Consider the following 16057-nt stretch of genomic DNA (forward strand, 5'->3'; position numbering starts at 1 on the left):
ACTGCGCCTCCAACTGGCGCTGCGGCACGTCCACCTTGAGCAGCCAGGCTTCGGCCGCCTTCAAGTCACCGCGCAGCTCGGCGGCCTGGGCGAGCAGCAGCCAGGTTTGTTGACGGGCTTCGGCGCTTGCTTGTGGGTCGATGTCTTCGCCTGCCGAAGGCGGGCTATCCAGCAGCTTCAGATATTCGCGCAGTGCCGCGTCCGCTGCTTGCGCATTGCGTAGCTCCAGCTCCAGGGTGCCGAGCGCAAACCAGGCGCTGCTGATGTGGGGCGACGCGATCGTGATGGCACGGAACTCGCGCGCGGCCTCCGCCGGCCGCTGCGCGCGCGCCAAAGCCCGGCCATAGGCGAGTTGCAAAGCCAGGTTGTCGGGTTTGACTTGCAGGCGCCGAGTGATCAGGGCTTCGGCCTGCGTCAACTGCGGCAGCAAGTCCAAAGCCAGCTGCATCGCCTCGTCGGCTTCGGGCGCGAAGGCGACGATTTCTTCGGCCAGCGCCAGGGCGCGCTGGCTGTCACCGGCGGCCAAGTGCAGCCTCGCCAGCGCGGTCAGCGCGGCCAGCTTTGTTGCAGGCTGCTGCGCGGCGGCCTGCAGCACCGGCGCCAGGGCGGCCAGTACGCGCTTGGGTTCGGCTGCCCGCTGAAACAGCCGCGGCAGCGACGCCAACACGGCCGCTCGCTCGGCCTCGGGCGTGACGGCGAGCAGCGGGCGGATTGCGTCGGCAGCGTCGGCGGGCCGGTTCAGCAAGGCCAGCAACTGGACCACCATCTGGTGGGCGGCGGCGGATTTGGGCTGCGATTCGCGCCAAGCCTTGGCGGCGATCAAGGCTTGGTCACCGGCCCGCGCTTGCAGGGCGATGCTGATGACGCGTTGAAACAAGACCTCATCGCCGGTGCGGCGTGCGGCGTCCAGCAGAACTTGGTAGGCGACGCCGGGCTGACCGGCGCTCAACTCCAGCTCGCCCACCAGCAATTGGTAGAACAGCGGCGCGTCCATGTCGGAGTTGCCGAAGTTGCCGGCGGGCGTAGCGGCCCAGGCCTTGGGTTCGCTCAGGCTGGCAAGCAGCAATGCCACCGCAAGGGCAGCGCCCCCGGCGACGCTGCGGCGAAATTTCTCGGCCATGCATGCTCCTGCGTAATTCCAAAAAGACAAACCCCGACCAACTCGGGGCGGGGCAAGCGGACATTCTGCCCCGATATCATGCCGAGCATGCCCGAACTCCCCGAAGTTGAAGTCACCCGCCGCAGTTTCGCCGCCGCCATCGAGGGCGCCACCGTCTTGCAGGCGCGCCTGGGCAAGCCGCTGCGCTGGCCCTTGGGCCTGGCCTGTGAGCAGTTGATCGGCGGCCGTGTCGGCGCGGTCAGCCGACGCGGCAAATATTTGTGGCTGCCGCTGTCGCGGCCAATGGCTGGCGGTGGGTTGTTGCTGCATCTGGGTATGTCGGGCTCGCTGGCCTTCACGCCTGGGGAGGGGGACGCGCCGGCCGGCCGCCATGACCATTTCGATTTGCAGACCGACCGTGGCTTGCTGCGCCTGACCGACCCGCGGCGTTTTGGCGCGGTGGTTTGGTCGCCGGCCATCAATGCCGACCCCGCGGCCAAGCTGCTTGGCAGCTTAGGGATGGAGCCCTTCGACCCCCGCTTTGACGGCCCCCATCTGCATGCTGGCCTGAGTGGCCGCCAGGTCGCCGTGAAGCTGGCCCTGCTGGCCGGTGACATCGTCGTCGGCGCCGGCAATATCTATGCTTGTGAGGCCTTGTTTCTGGCCGGCATCGATCCGCGCTTGGCGGCGTCCAAGCTCAGCCGTCCGCGAGCCGAGAGGCTGGCGCAGGCGGTGCGCGCGGTGCTGGGCCAAGCGCTGGAAGCGGGCGGCACCACCCTGCGGGATTTCAAAGACGCCCACGGCGTCGCCGGCAGCTTTCAAATGCAGGCCCGTGTCTATGGCCGCGAGGGCCTGCCTTGCCTCAGCTGCGGCACGCCGATCCGGCGCATTGTGCAAGGCCAGCGCTCCACCTTTTTCTGCCCTCAATGTCAAAAACGATAGTTATCCCAGAGCAATTTGCAGCGATCCTGGTCGCCTGGCAGCGCAGGCATGGCCGCCATGCTTTGCCTTGGCAAAACACCCGCGACCCTTACCGCGTCTGGCTGTCCGAGATCATGTTGCAGCAGACCCAGGTGACGACGGTCTTGGGCTATTACCAGCGCTTCTTGGAACGCTTCCCCACCGTCAGCGAGCTCGCTGCGGCGACGCTGGACGAGGTGCTGGCGCTGTGGGCCGGCCTGGGCTATTACAGCCGGGCGCGCAATCTGCATGCCTGCGCGCAGGCGGTGGTGGCGCTGCATGGCGCCGAGTTCCCGCGCAGCTCGGTCACCTTGCAAACGCTGCCCGGCATTGGCCGCTCGACCGCGGCGGCGGTGGCGGCGTTTTGCTTCGGCGAGCGCGTCGCTATTCTTGACGGCAATGTCAAACGGGTGCTGGGCCGCGTGCTGGCCTTTGATGGCGACCTGGCCAGCAGCGCCGAAGAAAAGCGGTTGTGGAACCACGCCACCGACTTGCTACCGGCCGAGGGTATCGAGTCCTACACCCAGGGCCTGATGGACCTGGGCGCCAGTATTTGCAACACCCGTCAGCCGCAATGCCTGCTTTGCCCGGTGGCCGATTTGTGTGCGGCCCGCAGCCAAGGCGCGCCGACGGCCTACCCGATCAAGACCCGCAAACTCAAACGCGGGCGGCGTGAGAACTGGTGGTTATGGTTGGAGCGCGAGGGTCAGGTCTTGCTGCAGCAACGTCCGGCCACCGGCGTGTGGGCGGGCTTGTGGAGCCTGCCACTGTATGAGGACGAGGCGAGCCTGCAATCGGCCGCCGACGGCCTCGGCGCGAAACTGGAAGTGATGCCGCGAATTGCCCACGCCCTGACGCATTTTGATTGGATACTGCACCCCCGCCGTGCTGAAGTCACCAGCAGCGCCAGCGGGTCCGGCCCGAGCGGGGTTTGGGTGGCACGTGAGCGTTTGGCCGATTACGCTTTGCCCGCCCCGTTGAAAAAATTGATCGCCTGACCGAGTCACTTTGCCATGAACGCTGCCACCAAAAACGCCGTTGAATCCGCGCTCGTCGCTCTGCTGGCGGCGGCCTGCTGTTTGTGGTTTTTGATCTCGGCCGCCAGCGCGAAGGGTGATCCTTCGGCGGCACTGCTGACGTTTTTGAGCCTGGGGATGGCGGCCGGATTGATGGCCCATTGGGTCTTCATGGGCCAGGCATTGAAGCGCAGTGGCCGCAACCTGCTGCCGTGGATGTTGGTGCTGGTGCTGCTCGCGCCCCTGGGGACGGTGGCGCTGCTGGTGCTGTTGTACTCGAACGAAGATAAGCAGCGGCAGGTCTGAGCGCGCTTATTTCGCGTCCAACTCGCGGTGTCTTTTCAGCACTTGGCCATGGTGGGCAAACTGACGCGCCAGGGCCTCGACCAAATAAACCGAGCGATGCTGGCCGCCGGTGCAACCAATCGCCACCGTCAAGTAGCTGCGCTGATCGGCGGCGAATTTGGGCAGCCATTGGGTCAGAAAGGCGCCGATCTGGCTCAGCATCAAACCGACCTCGGGCTGTGCGGCCAGATAGTCGGCAACCGGCTGGTCGCGGCCATTGAGCGGGCGCATGGCCCGGTCGTAATAGGGGTTAGGCAGCACACGCACATCAAACACAAAGTCGGCGTCGCTGGGCACGCCATGCTTGAACGCAAAGGACTCGAACACCAGGGTCAGCGAGTTGCCTTCCACCACCACCAGATCGCGCACCCAGGCGCGCAGCTGCGCGGGGCGCAGCTGGCTGGTGTCCAGCACGGTGGACTCAATCCGCAGTGCGCCCAGCAATTCGCGCTCCAGCGTAATCGCCTCCAACAAGGCCCGGTGGCTGTCGTCCTGGCTTGACGGCGATTGGTCATGGCGCAGGGGGTGAGGGCGGCGCGTCTCCGAGAAGCGCCGCATCAAGGTCTCGGTGTTGGCGTCAAAGAAGATCGACCGAATCGCCACGCCTTCGGTGCGCAACTGCTTGAACAAGGGCAGCAGCAGGGGCAGCGAGCCGACGCTGCGCACGTCCACCGCAATCGCCACCCGGCGCTCGCCGCGCTGCTGCTCAAGGCGCAAAAAGTCCATCAGCAGGTCGGCCGGCAGATTGTCAACGCAGAAAAAACCGGCGTCCTCCAGCGCATGCATCGCCTCCGACTTGCCGCCGCCGGACATGCCGGTGACCAGCACGACATTGCTTTTCACCGCGGGGTCGAGTGGTGGGGCTGCGTTGCTGCTGCTCATGACTTGGCTTTCTTGACGCGAGTAGTGGTTGCTATTGCTATTGCTGCTGCTGAAGTGGAGGCAGGGTTGGCGGACAGGTCGAGCATCTCTTGGGCGTGGGCCAGGCTGGTCGACGAGAGGCGCTCACCGCCGAGCATGCGGGCGATCTCCGCCACCCGGGCTTCGCCGCTGACGGCTTGCACCGAGCTGAGCGTTTGCCCTGCTGCCATGGCCTTGGCGACGACCAAATGCTGATCGGCACAGGCCGCCACCTGCGGCAGATGGGTGACGGCCAGCACTTGGGCGGAGCGCCCTAACTGCTTCATCAAGCGGCCGACGGTTTCGGCCACCGCACCACCGACGCCGGCGTCGATTTCGTCAAAGATCAAGGTGCCCACGCCGCCGCTGTCTTGCTGGCAGGTGGTGACGGCAATGCCCAAGGCAATGCGCGACAACTCGCCGCCCGAGGCCACCTTGGCCAGCGGCCTGGGCGTGCTGCCGGCGTGGCCGGCGACCAAGAACTCGGCCGACTCCAGGCCAAAGCTTTGTGGCTGCTCTTGCGCCAGCAGGCTGACCTCGAACTGCCCCCCACTCATGCCGAGTTGCTGCATCGCCTGCGTGACGGCGGCCGCCAACTTGGGCGCGGCGGCGCGGCGCTCGCTGCTGATGCGCTTGGCCTCGCGCTCATAGCCGCTGCGCGCGCCGATCAAGGCAGCAGTCAGCGCGGCGAGGTCGGTGGCCGCGTCAAGTGCTTGCAGCTCGCTCTGCCATTGGCTCAAGAGCTGCGGCAATTCGGCCGGCGGGCGCCGGTAGCGGCGCGCCAGCGTCAGCCAGGCGGAGAGCCGCTCGTCCAGTTCATGCATGCGTGCCGGCTCCAGCTCGGTGCCGTGCAGATAGGTGCTGAGGGTGTGGGCGGCGTCTTGCAGCTGCGCCTGCGCGCCGCGCAAGGCCTCGACGGCCGGCAGCAAGCCGCTGTCGTAATCCAACACCTTCTCAAGCTGGGTCAAGGCCTTGTCGGTCTGCGACTCGGCGCTGGGCTCGGCTTCGGTCAATGCGTCCAAAGCGCCGCGCACAGCGTCCAGCAGCGCCTGCGCATGGGCCAGCTTTTGGTGCTCTGAATTCAACGCGTCCCACTCGTCAAGGCCGGGCGCCAAACGCGCCACTTCGCCGATCTGCCAGGCTAGGCGTTCCCGCTCACGTAACAAGTCAGCTTGACGCGATTCGGCAGCGGCGAGCTTATCGCTAGCGACTCGCCAAGCGGCATAGGCGTGCCCCAAGGCCGTGCAGTCCAGGCCGGCATAGTTGTCGAGCAAGGCGCGCACCGCAGGCGGGCGGGTCAAGCCTTGCCAGGCATGTTGGCCGTGGATGTCCAGCAAGCTGTCGGCCAGCTCGCGCAGCTGCGTGACCGTGGCCGGGCTGCCGTTGATCCAGGCGCGGCTCTTGCCCTGCGCATCGATCACGCGGCGCAGCAGCAGACTGCCGCTGCCATCATCGAAACCTGCCTCCTCCAACCAGCCGGTCAGATGGACGGGGCGGTCAAATTCGGCCGAAATCTCGGCCCGCGTGGCGCCCTCGCGCACGACGCCGGCATCACCCCGGCTGCCGAGCGCCAGCTGCAGCGCATCGACCAAGATCGACTTGCCGGCGCCGGTCTCGCCGGTCAGCACCGAGAAGCCGGCATGGAAGTCCAGCTCCAACTCGGGCACGATGACAAAGTCGCGCAGGCTCAGGCGGCGCAGCATCAGAGGCCTCTCACCGGCGGCAGAAAAGGATTCATCAGCTCACACCCTCATACCAGCGGAGTTTTCTGCGCAAGGTGGCGTAATAGCTCCAGCCCTTGGGGTGCAAGAAACAAACCTTGTAGGCCGAACGGCGCACGCTGATGCGGTCACCATGCAGCAGGCTGGCCAGGCTTTGCATATCGAAGTTCACGCTGGCGTCGCGGCCGGCGACGATTTCCAGCGTCACATCGCCGGTGTCCGGCAGCACGATGGGGCGGTTGGACAAGGTGTGCGAGGCAATCGGCACCAGCAGCCAGCCGGCAATGCTGGGGTGCAGAATCGGGCCGCCGGCCGACAAGGCGTAGGCGGTGGAGCCGGTCGGCGAGGCGACGATCACGCCGTCGGCGCGCAAATTGGCGACAAATTCGTCGCCGACATCGATGCGCAGCTCCACCATGCTGGCGGTGGCACCGCGGCTGACCACCACATCGTTCAAGGCCAGGCCTTCGAAGATGCTGCGTTCATCGCGCCAGACCGCACCTTCCAGCATATTGCGATGCTCCATCTCATAGTCGCCGGCCAACATCGGCGCCAGCGCCTCGCGAAAGCGCTCCATCGAGATGTCGGTGATGAAGCCCAGCCGCCCTTGGTTGATGCCCACCAGCGGCACCCCAAAGCGGGCCATCTCGCGCGCGAAGCCCAGCATCGTGCCGTCGCCGCCGACCACGATGGCCAGGTCGCACTGCGCGCCTAGCTGCTCGTTCGTCAGGGCGTCATATGCGGTCATGCCGGTGTTCAAGGCGGTCTCTTGCTGAAGAGAAACGTCGATGCCTTGCCGCGTGACGAATTCGGCAATTTCCTCAAGAATTGGGCGGATACCGAGCGCTTGATGCTTGCCCACAATTGCCACATGCTGGAAACGTTTCGCCATAGATGAGAATTACACCACAGCACTATGACGTTACGGGGAAGTCCGCGTGGCGCTCACGCTGCGGGAACCTACAATCAAGCCATGCTTGACGAGCGATCCAAATCACTGCTGAAAACCCTGGTCGAGCGTTATATCGCCGACGGTCAACCGATCGGCTCCCGCACATTGTCCAAAGCCTCCGGCCTGGAGTTGAGCCCGGCCACGATCCGCAATGTGATGGCCGATCTTGAAGACTTAGGCCTGATCGCCAGCCCGCACACCAGCGCCGGGCGCATCCCCACCGCGCGTGGCTACCGGCTCTTTGTCGACACCATGTTGACGGCGCAACCGGCCCTGCTCGGTGCGGACTCAAAACCGATTGACACCCATCTGCAGCCCGATCAGCCGCAGCGCGTGATCGCCAGCGCCGCGCATCTGCTATCGAGCCTGTCTAATTTTGTCGGTGTGGTGACGGCACCGCGCAAGCCCGGCGTTTTTCACCACATCGAGTTTTTGCGCTTGGGCGACAGGCGTGTGTTGGTGATCATGGTGTCGCCCGACGGCGATGTGCAAAACCGCGTCATCTTCACCGCGCAAGATCTCAGCCAGGCCGAGTTGGCCGAAGCCAGCAACCGGCTGAACGCCCATTACGCCGGCTTGAGCCTGGAGGCGGTGCGAGAGCGTTTGAAGAACGAAGTGGACGAATTGCGCGGTGAGATCGCCGGCCTGATGAGTGCCGCCGTGCAGGCCGGCACCGAGGCCATGGCCGACGACGAGGAGCGCGTCGTCATCTCGGGCGAGCGCAATTTGCTCACCGTGCAGGATTTCGGTAACGATATGGGCAGCCTGCGGCGCTTGTTCGATGTGTTCGAGCAAAAGACCCAATTGATGCGTTTGCTGGACGTGTCCAGCCGCGCCGAGGGCGTGCGTATTTATATAGGCGGCGAGAGCCAGGTCGTTCCCTTCGAGGAGTTGTCCATCGTCTCGGCGCCCTACGAAGTCAACGGTCAAGTCGTTGGCACGCTCGGTGTCATTGGCCCGACGCGAATGGCCTATGACCGGATGATCCAGATTGTCGACATCACGTCGAGGATGATCAGTCAGGCGCTGTCGCAGAAGTAGGGCCCGTCAAGGCCTATACAATCGCGCGCTTCCGCTGTTGTGGCGGGATCAATGAAGTACCCCATGGGGGCCGTTAGCTCAGTTGGTTAGAGCAGAGGACTCATAATCCTTTGGTCATAGGTTCAAGTCCTATACGGCCTACCAATTAAATCAAGCACTTGGCCCAATCTCTCCGGTTGGGCTTTGTTGTTTCTGGGGCTTTTGTAGCCACCATGTAGCCCTCATGTTCGATTCTTGTTCGGGCTTTCTTGATTGCATGTCTACGACGTGGGTGCCGCAATCGCATAGAGTTCCGTTACTCTGCAAAAAGGTGCTTGACGCTTTGATGTTTGGCTCTTGGGGTAATAGTTGACCAGTAGGAGAGACTTTTGGAATGACTAGGCACACAAAAAATATCGATGCGTTCGTAGCAGCTTCTGTGTCAAGCTCAGACCATATAGTTAAGGCATATTTGGGTCTTGTCGCCGTTGAGCTTATTCTAAAGAACGATGTCGGTTTGAAGGGTCATAATGTTCCCGCGGCGATTGATAAATTCGCACATCTGTTTGCAATCGGTCATCATCAGGGTTGTAAGATAAAGTTGAATGCTTTGGTGGCGCAGCTCCGGAACGCGATAACGGCGATTACTGTGCAAGGGAAAGATGGCAATCCTTGCAATGCACCGGTCGATTCCTATCCAAATATTCGATATGTTAGGCATGAGTCGGATAGTTGGCCCGCTCCATTCACGTCGGAAGAACAGGCGAAAGTCCTAAGTGCTAAGGTACTTGAAATTCGCGCATATCTGAAAAATAAATTTGGGAAGGCGCTCTAAGTAAATTATGACAATATCTGAATTCATCACGAATGCGCTGAAGAAAGCTGCATTGAACGTGGGCGTCGCATATGCGCATCCGACTTTGTACATATTTTGTATGTCGGAGCGTTTTGCTGGAAAGTCGCATGAGGCGAGACTGGAAATTCTTGCCGAACTCGCCGGCCTTACCTTGGTCGATCTTGCATCAATCATGGATAGTCCCATGATTGAGTTGCTTCCGATTACGCTGAAGGAGCGTGCGGAAGATTATGGCTATCTTGATTCGAGAGAAGCTGAAGCTGGCTGGCTAGGAGCTTTCAGCCCAATTCCTCCAATGAACGCTTCGGCCCCAGTCGGTGGTGCAAATCATCTCGATGACGAAGTGCCCACCGATATGAAAGGAGTCAAAACTAAGGCCATTCACTTCTACGGCTATAAGGGTGGGCAAGGTCGATCGACAGTGCTTTTGGCGCTTGCAAAGACCTTGGCTGATGCCGGTTTTCGCGTGCTATTAGTAGATGCCGATATCGAAGCCCCCTCACTCGATGCAATGCTAGAAACAGTAGCATCGGATATTGATTCGTCGCTGATGGGCTTGAGTAGGGCTAACGCGAAAATACGACCGCTCTCACGTACTTATGTCGGAATTTCAACAGATGGCTACGTTGATCTGATAGCCGCACGCCCCGCAGCGGCTAGATTCGACATGGATTTTGCTGCATTTCTACTTAACGCATCTCTGGATACTGCATTTTTGAAGCGTGGAATTGCTTCTCTGCGAGCCCAAATAGAAAGCACTGAACCTGATCCGTCTTATGACGTCGTGCTATTTGATCATCGGACTGGTTTTGCACCCTCAGTGCTTCCAATTATGGAGGCCTGGCCTGGTCCGGCCGTAATATTTATACGGCCAGACGGGATGGCGCGGCATATTCAAGATTCGAATCTACTGGATACCCTGCTTGCGCACGATGAGTATTCACCTGGGGCATTTGTCAGCTTTTCATTGAATCCGAAAATGACAGCGTCGCAAGCCCGGGTAGATCATGCCGATCACATTCAACAACTCTTGGGAAAGATTGGAAAATTTCTTCCTTTAGACGATGAAGTTTTGGAATCGTACTGGATATTCTGGCAGCACGACCAGAACTTGGTTGATGGGCGAAAAGTCGCACCTCGCGACATGTCTATTGCAAATCAGCAGGCGATTTCAGGTCTTCGTTCGGTGCTTGGGCTGAGTGGTAGTGCTCCGGCACGCGTGCGAAGTGAGAACGGACCGATAAGTCTCACTGGCAGTGGATCGACTGATCAGGGTAAATTTATTTTGACACCTGGTCTGGCAAAGGTGTTCAGCTTGGATAGCCCCTACCATTACATTTTTGGCCGGAAAGGCACTGGCAAAACTCGCCTGCTGACAGAGTTGGTTAACAAAGGTATGGCTCAGCCGCTGCTCGTCGCCAGTGATTCGTCGGCTGGCGGGCTAAAGAGTGCCGGTACCCAATTCCAGCAGGCTTTGCGCCACTGTAATAATGATTTTGAGGCATTCTGGTGGTTGCTCTTAGGTGCCGCACTATCTATTCCTGATACTCGCGACGATGCCGCTTTTTCTGGCGCCATTGCCAAAGAGTTCGACGGATTTCAGAGTACAGGAAATGTCGCTCCAGTCACCAAAGTGCACGCAAGGGTTGATGGGTCGGATCGGCGCGTTTTTGTGATAGATGGCGTCGAAACGGCTGTGGCTGCAACGGATTTGCGCTCGTTCGTCGAGGCTTTGTTTAGATTTCTGGCTGCGGTCCAGTTTGATAGGAATATTTCGAGAAAAGTTTCTATTCGATTGTTGTTGCGTTCCGACTTGGCTACGGGTGCTAGTCAAAATGTCGAGCAGCAAATTGAAGGCTCGGTCTTGCATCTTCATTGGAATAAGACTGCTATATTGAATTTTGCGTTAGCGAGAATAGTTAGCTTGCCCTGGTTTAAGAATAGTTTTCTGCTGGTTTGTAAGAAAATTGAGCAAAAATCGGAGGCAATATCTAGAGGCGTGCTGCCTGATGATATTGCTGAGTCTTTTTTACTCGAAATATTTCCAGATGGGTTGGAGCGAAACCGCCTGAAGACAACAACTTTCTTTGCTGCGTATTTCTCTGATGCCGGCGGCGGAAGTGGGGGCGAGGCGGCATTTTATCCGAGGCTATTCGATGGATTTTTGCGTAAATTGGCGGAGAACTGCGGTGAGGCAGAGGGTAGAAACATTCGGGATGGACGCGTTACTAGTGCGGCCGTTCTTCTCGCCTACGATCAGGCATCCAAGGCATTCTTAGGGGACGTTAGAACAGAGCTATATTCGTTCCTGAATATTGACGCTAGTTCGCCAGCGGCAAATAATAATGCAGTAGATCGGCTGATAGCTGCTTTTCAGGGCTTACAAACTCCATTTAAAGTAGACCAGATGGTCAAGAATCTTTCTGAACGTTCGAAGCTGAAGGAAGAAGATGTGCGGCAAGCACTTGCGAGCATGCAGACCATCGGGATGTTTGAAGTCCGCCCCGGTTCCTCGGGTGAATTGCGTGCTCGGCAGCTTTACAAAGCAGGACTTGACTTGAAGTACGTTCGAACAAAGGCCGTGTAGCCTTTTGGGCGACTTCGTTGGCAAGTGCAACGTTCGCACAGTTTTTTGCACTAGTCCAAGGTTGAACGGACTGCGTCCCTTAAAAAAATCGATCGCCTTCAAGTGCTGGCCTGTCATTTCGTGAAGTGATGACCCAGTCATACCGCTTCGACTCGGCAACCCAATGCACAGTTATGGTCAATTGGTTTTCGGCGTTATGAGGATCTAGATACTTCTCGTGCGACGTGGTTTCCACTCCGCATGGATGCGGTGAAGCCGGGTCGCCAAAGAGACCCAAGGTGTCAGGCGTCATCATCGCCAACTTGATCAACGCATTGCGGCCGCAGGAGACACCGCCTTGGGCTCGGCAATAGTGATCCCAAGCGACGCATACGTTTTCATGGCCTTCGATCTTGGCCATCTTGTTCCCTGGTACTTCCGCGTGAGGCACAGCCGCGCGAACGCCGCGCCCCATCCCCGCGCCGAACGCCCGACCCGAAGTTGGCTCGGCCCGCCGACGGGCGATTTGTGCGCGGCCGAGAGCGCAGCGAAGCGGGTCAGGCGCGCTCAGCGCGCTTCAACAACTGGCTTGGCGTCACCTGTTTGACCGCAGTGAGCACAGCGAACGAAGGGAGTTTGCCGCCGCTGACCTGCGCAGTGAGCACCGAGGGGAGTCGGCTCGTCAGAGCCGACCCGGGCACCATGAGCACGGCGGCGGGCCGAGTCGACTGAGCTCGAGTGAGACCAATTCGAAAGGCAGCTCCGGGCACGCTGCAGCAGCTCGGAAGTCGCACTTGGCAGGGATTGCGCAAGGCCTGGCCGACTCGACCGTTTTGCTTTTATCCTGTTCATCTCCTTCATCCTGGCTAAAAAATTCTTACGGCGCCGCACATCAATCCCTGGTCTAGCCAACGATTTTCAAACGGCTTGGGCGAGAAGAAAACAGAGCCAGGATGGAGGGGATGGATGGGATTAATACGATGGCTGAGATTCTCGCGCAGACGCGCCACGTGCAAGTTTTCATTCAGGCAGCATCGCGGCCGAGGGGCATCTCCGGGCACCCAGCTACCACGGCCGATGACGGAGCGAGCGGCTCCTACAGGGGCGATAGCGCCTATTCGACGGGTCAAGCAGCGGCCATTCGGCTCCGGTTGACGGCCGAGAAAGCCCAAGGACAAGGTCCAAAAGGGCCTCTTGTTGGCCGGCCATGGCTTGAGCAGTTTGACCGGCATGCTTGTTGCCGGCATGCGGCCGACTTGGCGGCTGGGGACGCTGGGCTTTACCGTGCTGGCGATCGACGGGGTGGCCGGCCTTGTGTTCTTGCCCTTCGGCCATATCACGGCGGTCTGGCAGGGCGTGGCGCTGCTGAGGCCACTGGGCTCCTTGGCCGGTTTTGTTCAGATGGTCGTGTTTACCTGGATGCAAAAGCGCGTGCCACCGGCCATGCTGGGGCGGGCCATGAGTGTCTTCATGGGCATCTTCACGGGCTTGGCGCCGCTGGCGGCGGCCGCTGCCGGGGCGGCGCTGCGGCTGATGTCGCCGGCGGCCCTGTTCACGGCCTGCGGCCTGGCCCTGCTCTAGATCGTGCTGCTGGGGCTGACGGTAGTGCCGAACCGGCGCATCAACGATAGGCCGGTGGGCGAGGCCGGCGCTGCGCTGGCTTGACGCCTGCCCCGATAGAATCGCGCCCATGATTGAAGTATTCAAGACCATCGACAAGTTCGACAACATCGTCACCACCCTGCTCGAAGAAGAGGGTTTTTGGGTGCGCCACAAGTTCAAGGTCAGCGTCAGCCTGGAGGAGAAAAAGCAGATCGGCAAGCAGTCCGCGCCGAAGCCAGAGATCGATATGCTGGCCTTCAATATGGGCACCAACGAGGTGATGGCGCTGGACGTCAAGGCCTATCTGGACTCACCCGGCGCCAAGCTATCGCTGCTGCAAGAAGAGCACGATGTGCCGGCCGGGCGCTTCAAGCTCTTCACCTCGGAGCGCTACCGCAGCCTGGTGCTGGCGCGGCTGTTGCAGGACTTGATCGCGCTGGGCATGGCTAACCTTGAGACCAAGGTGCGCCTTGGCATGATTGCCGGCAAGGTCAACCAGGGCCAAAGCGAGGCCATCCGCGCCCATATGCTGGAACATGACTGGCTGTTTTGGTCACCCGAGGACGTCAAGGCCAAGGTGGCGGCGCGCAATCAGATCAAGGCCTGATTCACTGCAGCTTCTGCTTGAAGAATTCCAGCGTGCGCTCCCAGGCCAACTGGGCTGCCGCCGCATCAAAGCGCGGCGTGGTGTCGTTGTTGAAGCCATGCTGGGTGCCGGCATACAGGTGTGCGGTGTAGGGCACGCCGGCGGCTTTGAGCGCCGCTTCATAGGCCGGCCAGGCGGCGTTGATGCGTTCGTCCACCGCAGCGAAATGAATCAGCAACGGCGCTTTTACCTTGGCCGCGTCTTCGGGCGCGGGGTGGTTGCCGTAGAAGGGCACGGCCGCTGCCAAGTCGGGTAAGCGTGTGGCCAGCATGTGGACCATGCCGCCGCCATAGCAAAACCCTACCGCGCCGAGCTTGGCTGTGACGTCTGGCCTGGCCTGCAGCCAAGCGGCGCTGGCCATGAAGTCTTCGCGCGTCTTGGCTTGGTCCAGTTTGGCAAACAAGGCACGTGCCTTGTCCTCGTCCCCGGGGTAGCCACCCAGCGGTGTCAGCGCATCGGGGGCCAAAACCATATAGCCCTCCAGCGCCAGGCGCCGGGTGATGTCTTCGATATGCGGGTTGAGCCCGCGGTTCTCATGCACCACCAAAATTGCGGGCAGCTTGGCCTTTGCCTTGGCGGGCCGTGCCAGATAAGCCTTGATGCTGCCGGAGCCGGCGGGGGAAGGTATGTCGACCATCTCGGTCTTCAAGCGCTCATCGTCTTTTGGCACCACTTGGCCCAGCGCGAAGTCGGGGGACAGCGAAGCCAGCAGCGCCGCTGCCGTCAGACCACCGACCGCGAACTTCTGCGCCCGCTCCAAGAAGCCGCGCCGGTCCAGCGTGCCGTGCACATAGGCGTCAAAGAGTATCAACAAATCTTGGTCGAAATCCTGGGCGGTTTTGCGCTGCATGGCGGCTCCAAAATGGATGAAGTAGCGGAGCATAGCTGCGGCCGAAAAACCGTGCTGACCAGATGCCGTAAGGCAGCGAAACCTCAATCGGCCTGCGGGTTTGTCTGGATGAAATCCTTCTTTTCTGGGTAAATTCGGCACCTAAAATCGCGCGCCAGAGCTTGCCAATTTGCGGTCCAAAGAGTCCGGGCAGCGCCAGTCAAAAGAGTTAGGGAGGAAGCCGAAATGAAGATGCCAATCTGCTGGGCCGTGAGCTTGGCCGCTGTAGTTGTGGCCCGCCCGGCACGGGTGAAGGTGATGGCTGCGGCACTCAGTGCCCTGCTCGTCGCCTGCGGAGGTGGGGGTGGCGGTGGGGGCGCAGGCTCGGAGCCGCCGCCTGCTCCGGTGGATACCAAGCCGAGCGTCGCGCCAAACTATTTCCCAATCGTCACCGGGCACCGCTGGATCTACAGCGAAAGCGCGAACGCAAGCGCTGCGTCGACGATGGTGACCGTCGGCGGGGCACTGACTGTTGACGGCCAAACAGGGACGGTGCTGCGTACCCTGGAGGCGGGCGAGACCAAGGCCACCGAGTCCTTGCTGCTGCCTTCCACCAGCGCACTGCATGAAATTCCGCTCGCTGGGTCCGACGCATTTTCATTGGCCGTTGGCAAAATTCAGCTGCTGCGCTTGCCGGTGCGTGCGGGCGACACCTTTGTGCAGCTGGACAAGATTTTGGACAAGGACGTGGATCTCGATGGCGACGGGCGGGCTGACCGTCTCGTGATACGTGCCGAAGTCACGGTGCTCGGCTTCGAAAACGTGCAGACTCCGGCCGGCGACTTCAGTGCCTGTTTGCATCAAAGAGCCGTGCTCAAGAGTTCCGTGACGCTGAGTTCAGACGGACGCGTGATTCCGATTGAAACCACCATGGACGAATGGTTTGCACCCGACATCGGCTTGGTACGCCGCGTACAGCAAGAGAGCAGCGGCGGTCGGACCGAGTCGAGCACGACCACCTTGAGTCAATTCCGGCTTGGCGACAGACGCAGCGAAAGCGTGCCACCGACCGTGTTGAGCAGCACGCCTGAGGCGACGACAGCGGGCCAGCAAAGCCTGTGGGTGAAGGTCGTATTCAGTGAGCCGGTCGACCCGGACTCGATGCAGCAAGCCTTCAGCGTGGTCGACAGCAAGGGGCAAGCCGTCCAAGGGACGGTCCAAGTTGCGGGTGCCACGGCGCAGTTTGTGCCCGTGCAGTCCTGGCCCAGTGGGCGCTACACGGCGCGCATCGGCACCGAGGCGCAAGACTTGTTGGGCAATCCCTTGGCCAGCGTGCGAACCTGGAGCTTTGACGTCGATGCGACGGCGCCCGCCGTCGTCGGCACGACCCCACTGGAGGGCGCGCAGGATGTTGATGTGGGCAAGCCCATCTTGATTCAGTTCAGCGAGCCTGTGGATGCCAAGACGGTCAACGCCAACACGGTGTGGATCACCGACAACTACAACCCCACCCCTGCGCTGTTGTCGGTCAATGGCTCAACGGTG

Annotated in this window: 14 protein-coding genes, 1 tRNA gene and 1 pseudogene; 10 read left to right on the forward strand and 6 right to left on the reverse strand. The window is 60.9% G+C overall.

Features of this window, described 5'->3' with window-relative positions; genetic code table 11:
- Window positions 1-1120 (reverse strand): annotated as a pseudogene (locus RMO57_RS04860) (hypothetical protein); the annotation flags it as partial.
- Between the two features lie 87 nt (window positions 1121-1207).
- On the opposite strand from RMO57_RS04860, the gene mutM reads away from it, so the two are divergent.
- From mutM to RMO57_RS04875, 3 genes are read left to right on the forward strand one after another with little or no spacing between them, the layout of a single operon-like run.
- Window positions 1208-2041 (forward strand): bifunctional DNA-formamidopyrimidine glycosylase/DNA-(apurinic or apyrimidinic site) lyase, encoded by an 834-nt coding sequence (gene mutM / locus RMO57_RS04865; protein WP_310384756.1) that lies wholly within the window; start codon window positions 1208-1210, stop codon window positions 2039-2041.
- A complete protein-coding gene (gene mutY, locus RMO57_RS04870) occupies window positions 2026-3057 on the forward strand; it encodes an A/G-specific adenine glycosylase (RefSeq protein WP_310384758.1) in 1032 nt (343 codons plus the stop codon). Before mutM ends, mutY begins: the two co-directional genes overlap by 16 nt.
- Before the next feature lie 15 nt (window positions 3058-3072).
- On the forward strand, window positions 3073-3381 hold the full coding sequence (locus tag RMO57_RS04875) for a hypothetical protein (RefSeq protein ID WP_310384760.1): 309 nt from the start codon (window positions 3073-3075) through the stop codon (window positions 3379-3381).
- A 6-nt stretch (window positions 3382-3387) separates the two neighbouring features.
- Here RMO57_RS04875 and rapZ read toward each other — a convergent pair whose 3' ends face one another.
- The 3 genes from rapZ to RMO57_RS04890 are packed head-to-tail and all read right to left on the reverse strand — an operon-like array spanning window position 3388 to window position 6933.
- The gene (gene rapZ, locus RMO57_RS04880; RefSeq protein ID WP_310384761.1) at window positions 3388-4302 is read right to left on the reverse strand and encodes an RNase adapter RapZ; all 915 of its coding nucleotides are present in this window, start codon (window positions 4300-4302) and stop codon (window positions 3388-3390) included.
- Entirely contained in the window at window positions 4299-6023 is a 1725-nt protein-coding gene (gene recN, locus RMO57_RS04885) for a DNA repair protein RecN (RefSeq protein ID WP_310384763.1), read from the reverse strand. Before recN ends, rapZ begins: the two co-directional genes overlap by 4 nt.
- Window positions 6024-6057: 34 nt before the next feature.
- Window positions 6058-6933 (reverse strand): NAD kinase, encoded by an 876-nt coding sequence (locus RMO57_RS04890; protein WP_310384765.1) that lies wholly within the window; start codon window positions 6931-6933, stop codon window positions 6058-6060.
- 81 nt (window positions 6934-7014) lie between these two features.
- Between RMO57_RS04890 and hrcA the strand changes: the two genes are divergently transcribed.
- The 4 genes from hrcA to RMO57_RS04910 all read left to right on the forward strand — a co-directional run bounded on the left by hrcA (window position 7015) and on the right by RMO57_RS04910 (window position 11456).
- The gene (gene hrcA, locus RMO57_RS04895; protein ID WP_310384767.1) at window positions 7015-8034 is read left to right on the forward strand and encodes a heat-inducible transcriptional repressor HrcA; all 1020 of its coding nucleotides are present in this window, start codon (window positions 7015-7017) and stop codon (window positions 8032-8034) included.
- A gap of 67 nt (window positions 8035-8101) precedes the next feature.
- Window positions 8102-8178, forward strand: a tRNA-Ile gene (locus tag RMO57_RS04900).
- Window positions 8179-8407: 229 nt separating this feature from the next.
- Window positions 8408-8848, forward strand: a complete 441-nt coding sequence (locus RMO57_RS04905; RefSeq protein ID WP_310384769.1) for a hypothetical protein — start codon at window positions 8408-8410, stop codon at window positions 8846-8848.
- Window positions 8849-8855: 7 nt separating this feature from the next.
- Window positions 8856-11456, forward strand: a complete 2601-nt coding sequence (locus RMO57_RS04910) for an AAA family ATPase (protein WP_310384772.1) — start codon at window positions 8856-8858, stop codon at window positions 11454-11456.
- A 79-nt stretch (window positions 11457-11535) separates the two neighbouring features.
- Here the strand turns inward: RMO57_RS04910 and RMO57_RS04915 are convergent, their stop codons facing one another.
- Window positions 11536-11856, reverse strand: coding sequence for a hypothetical protein (locus RMO57_RS04915; RefSeq protein ID WP_310384773.1), 321 nt, complete (start codon window positions 11854-11856; stop codon window positions 11536-11538).
- A gap of 773 nt (window positions 11857-12629) precedes the next feature.
- Here RMO57_RS04915 and RMO57_RS04920 point away from each other — a divergent pair.
- Together RMO57_RS04920 and RMO57_RS04925 are read left to right on the forward strand one after the other, a co-directional pair.
- Window positions 12630-13016 (forward strand): hypothetical protein, encoded by a 387-nt coding sequence (locus RMO57_RS04920; protein ID WP_310384774.1) that lies wholly within the window; start codon window positions 12630-12632, stop codon window positions 13014-13016.
- Between the two features lie 109 nt (window positions 13017-13125).
- Window positions 13126-13644, forward strand: a complete 519-nt coding sequence (locus RMO57_RS04925; protein ID WP_310384775.1) for a hypothetical protein — start codon at window positions 13126-13128, stop codon at window positions 13642-13644.
- A 1-nt stretch (window position 13645) separates the two neighbouring features.
- Here RMO57_RS04925 and RMO57_RS04930 read toward each other — a convergent pair whose 3' ends face one another.
- Entirely contained in the window at window positions 13646-14533 is an 888-nt protein-coding gene (locus RMO57_RS04930) for a dienelactone hydrolase family protein (protein ID WP_310384777.1), read from the reverse strand.
- A gap of 225 nt (window positions 14534-14758) precedes the next feature.
- Here RMO57_RS04930 and RMO57_RS04935 point away from each other — a divergent pair.
- The coding region (locus RMO57_RS04935; protein WP_310384779.1) for an Ig-like domain-containing protein at window positions 14759-16057 on the forward strand (1299 nt) is incomplete at its 3' end.

Origin of the sequence: Roseateles sp. (assembly GCF_031397715.1) — a bacterium.
GTDB lineage: Bacteria > Pseudomonadota > Gammaproteobacteria > Burkholderiales > Burkholderiaceae_C > Paucibacter_A.

Bases quoted from the DNA above. Each gene is read 5' to 3' on its own strand.
- mutM (WP_310384756.1), top strand. From the start codon at position 1,208: ATGCCCGAACTCCCCGAAGTTGAAGTCACCCGCCGCAGTTTCGCCGCC.
- mutY (WP_310384758.1), top strand. From the start codon at position 2,026: ATGTCAAAAACGATAGTTATCCCAGAGCAATTTGCAGCGATCCTGGTC.
- RMO57_RS04875 (WP_310384760.1), top strand. From the start codon at position 3,073: ATGAACGCTGCCACCAAAAACGCCGTTGAATCCGCGCTCGTCGCTCTG.
- rapZ (WP_310384761.1), bottom strand. From the start codon at position 4,302: ATGAGCAGCAGCAACGCAGCCCCACCACTCGACCCCGCGGTGAAAAGC.
- recN (WP_310384763.1), bottom strand. From the start codon at position 6,023: ATGCTGCGCCGCCTGAGCCTGCGCGACTTTGTCATCGTGCCCGAGTTG.
- RMO57_RS04890 (WP_310384765.1), bottom strand. From the start codon at position 6,933: ATGGCGAAACGTTTCCAGCATGTGGCAATTGTGGGCAAGCATCAAGCG.
- hrcA (WP_310384767.1), top strand. From the start codon at position 7,015: ATGCTTGACGAGCGATCCAAATCACTGCTGAAAACCCTGGTCGAGCGT.
- RMO57_RS04905 (WP_310384769.1), top strand. From the start codon at position 8,408: ATGACTAGGCACACAAAAAATATCGATGCGTTCGTAGCAGCTTCTGTG.
- RMO57_RS04910 (WP_310384772.1), top strand. From the start codon at position 8,856: ATGACAATATCTGAATTCATCACGAATGCGCTGAAGAAAGCTGCATTG.
- RMO57_RS04915 (WP_310384773.1), bottom strand. From the start codon at position 11,856: ATGGCCAAGATCGAAGGCCATGAAAACGTATGCGTCGCTTGGGATCAC.
- RMO57_RS04925 (WP_310384775.1), top strand. From the start codon at position 13,126: ATGATTGAAGTATTCAAGACCATCGACAAGTTCGACAACATCGTCACC.
- RMO57_RS04930 (WP_310384777.1), bottom strand. From the start codon at position 14,533: ATGCAGCGCAAAACCGCCCAGGATTTCGACCAAGATTTGTTGATACTC.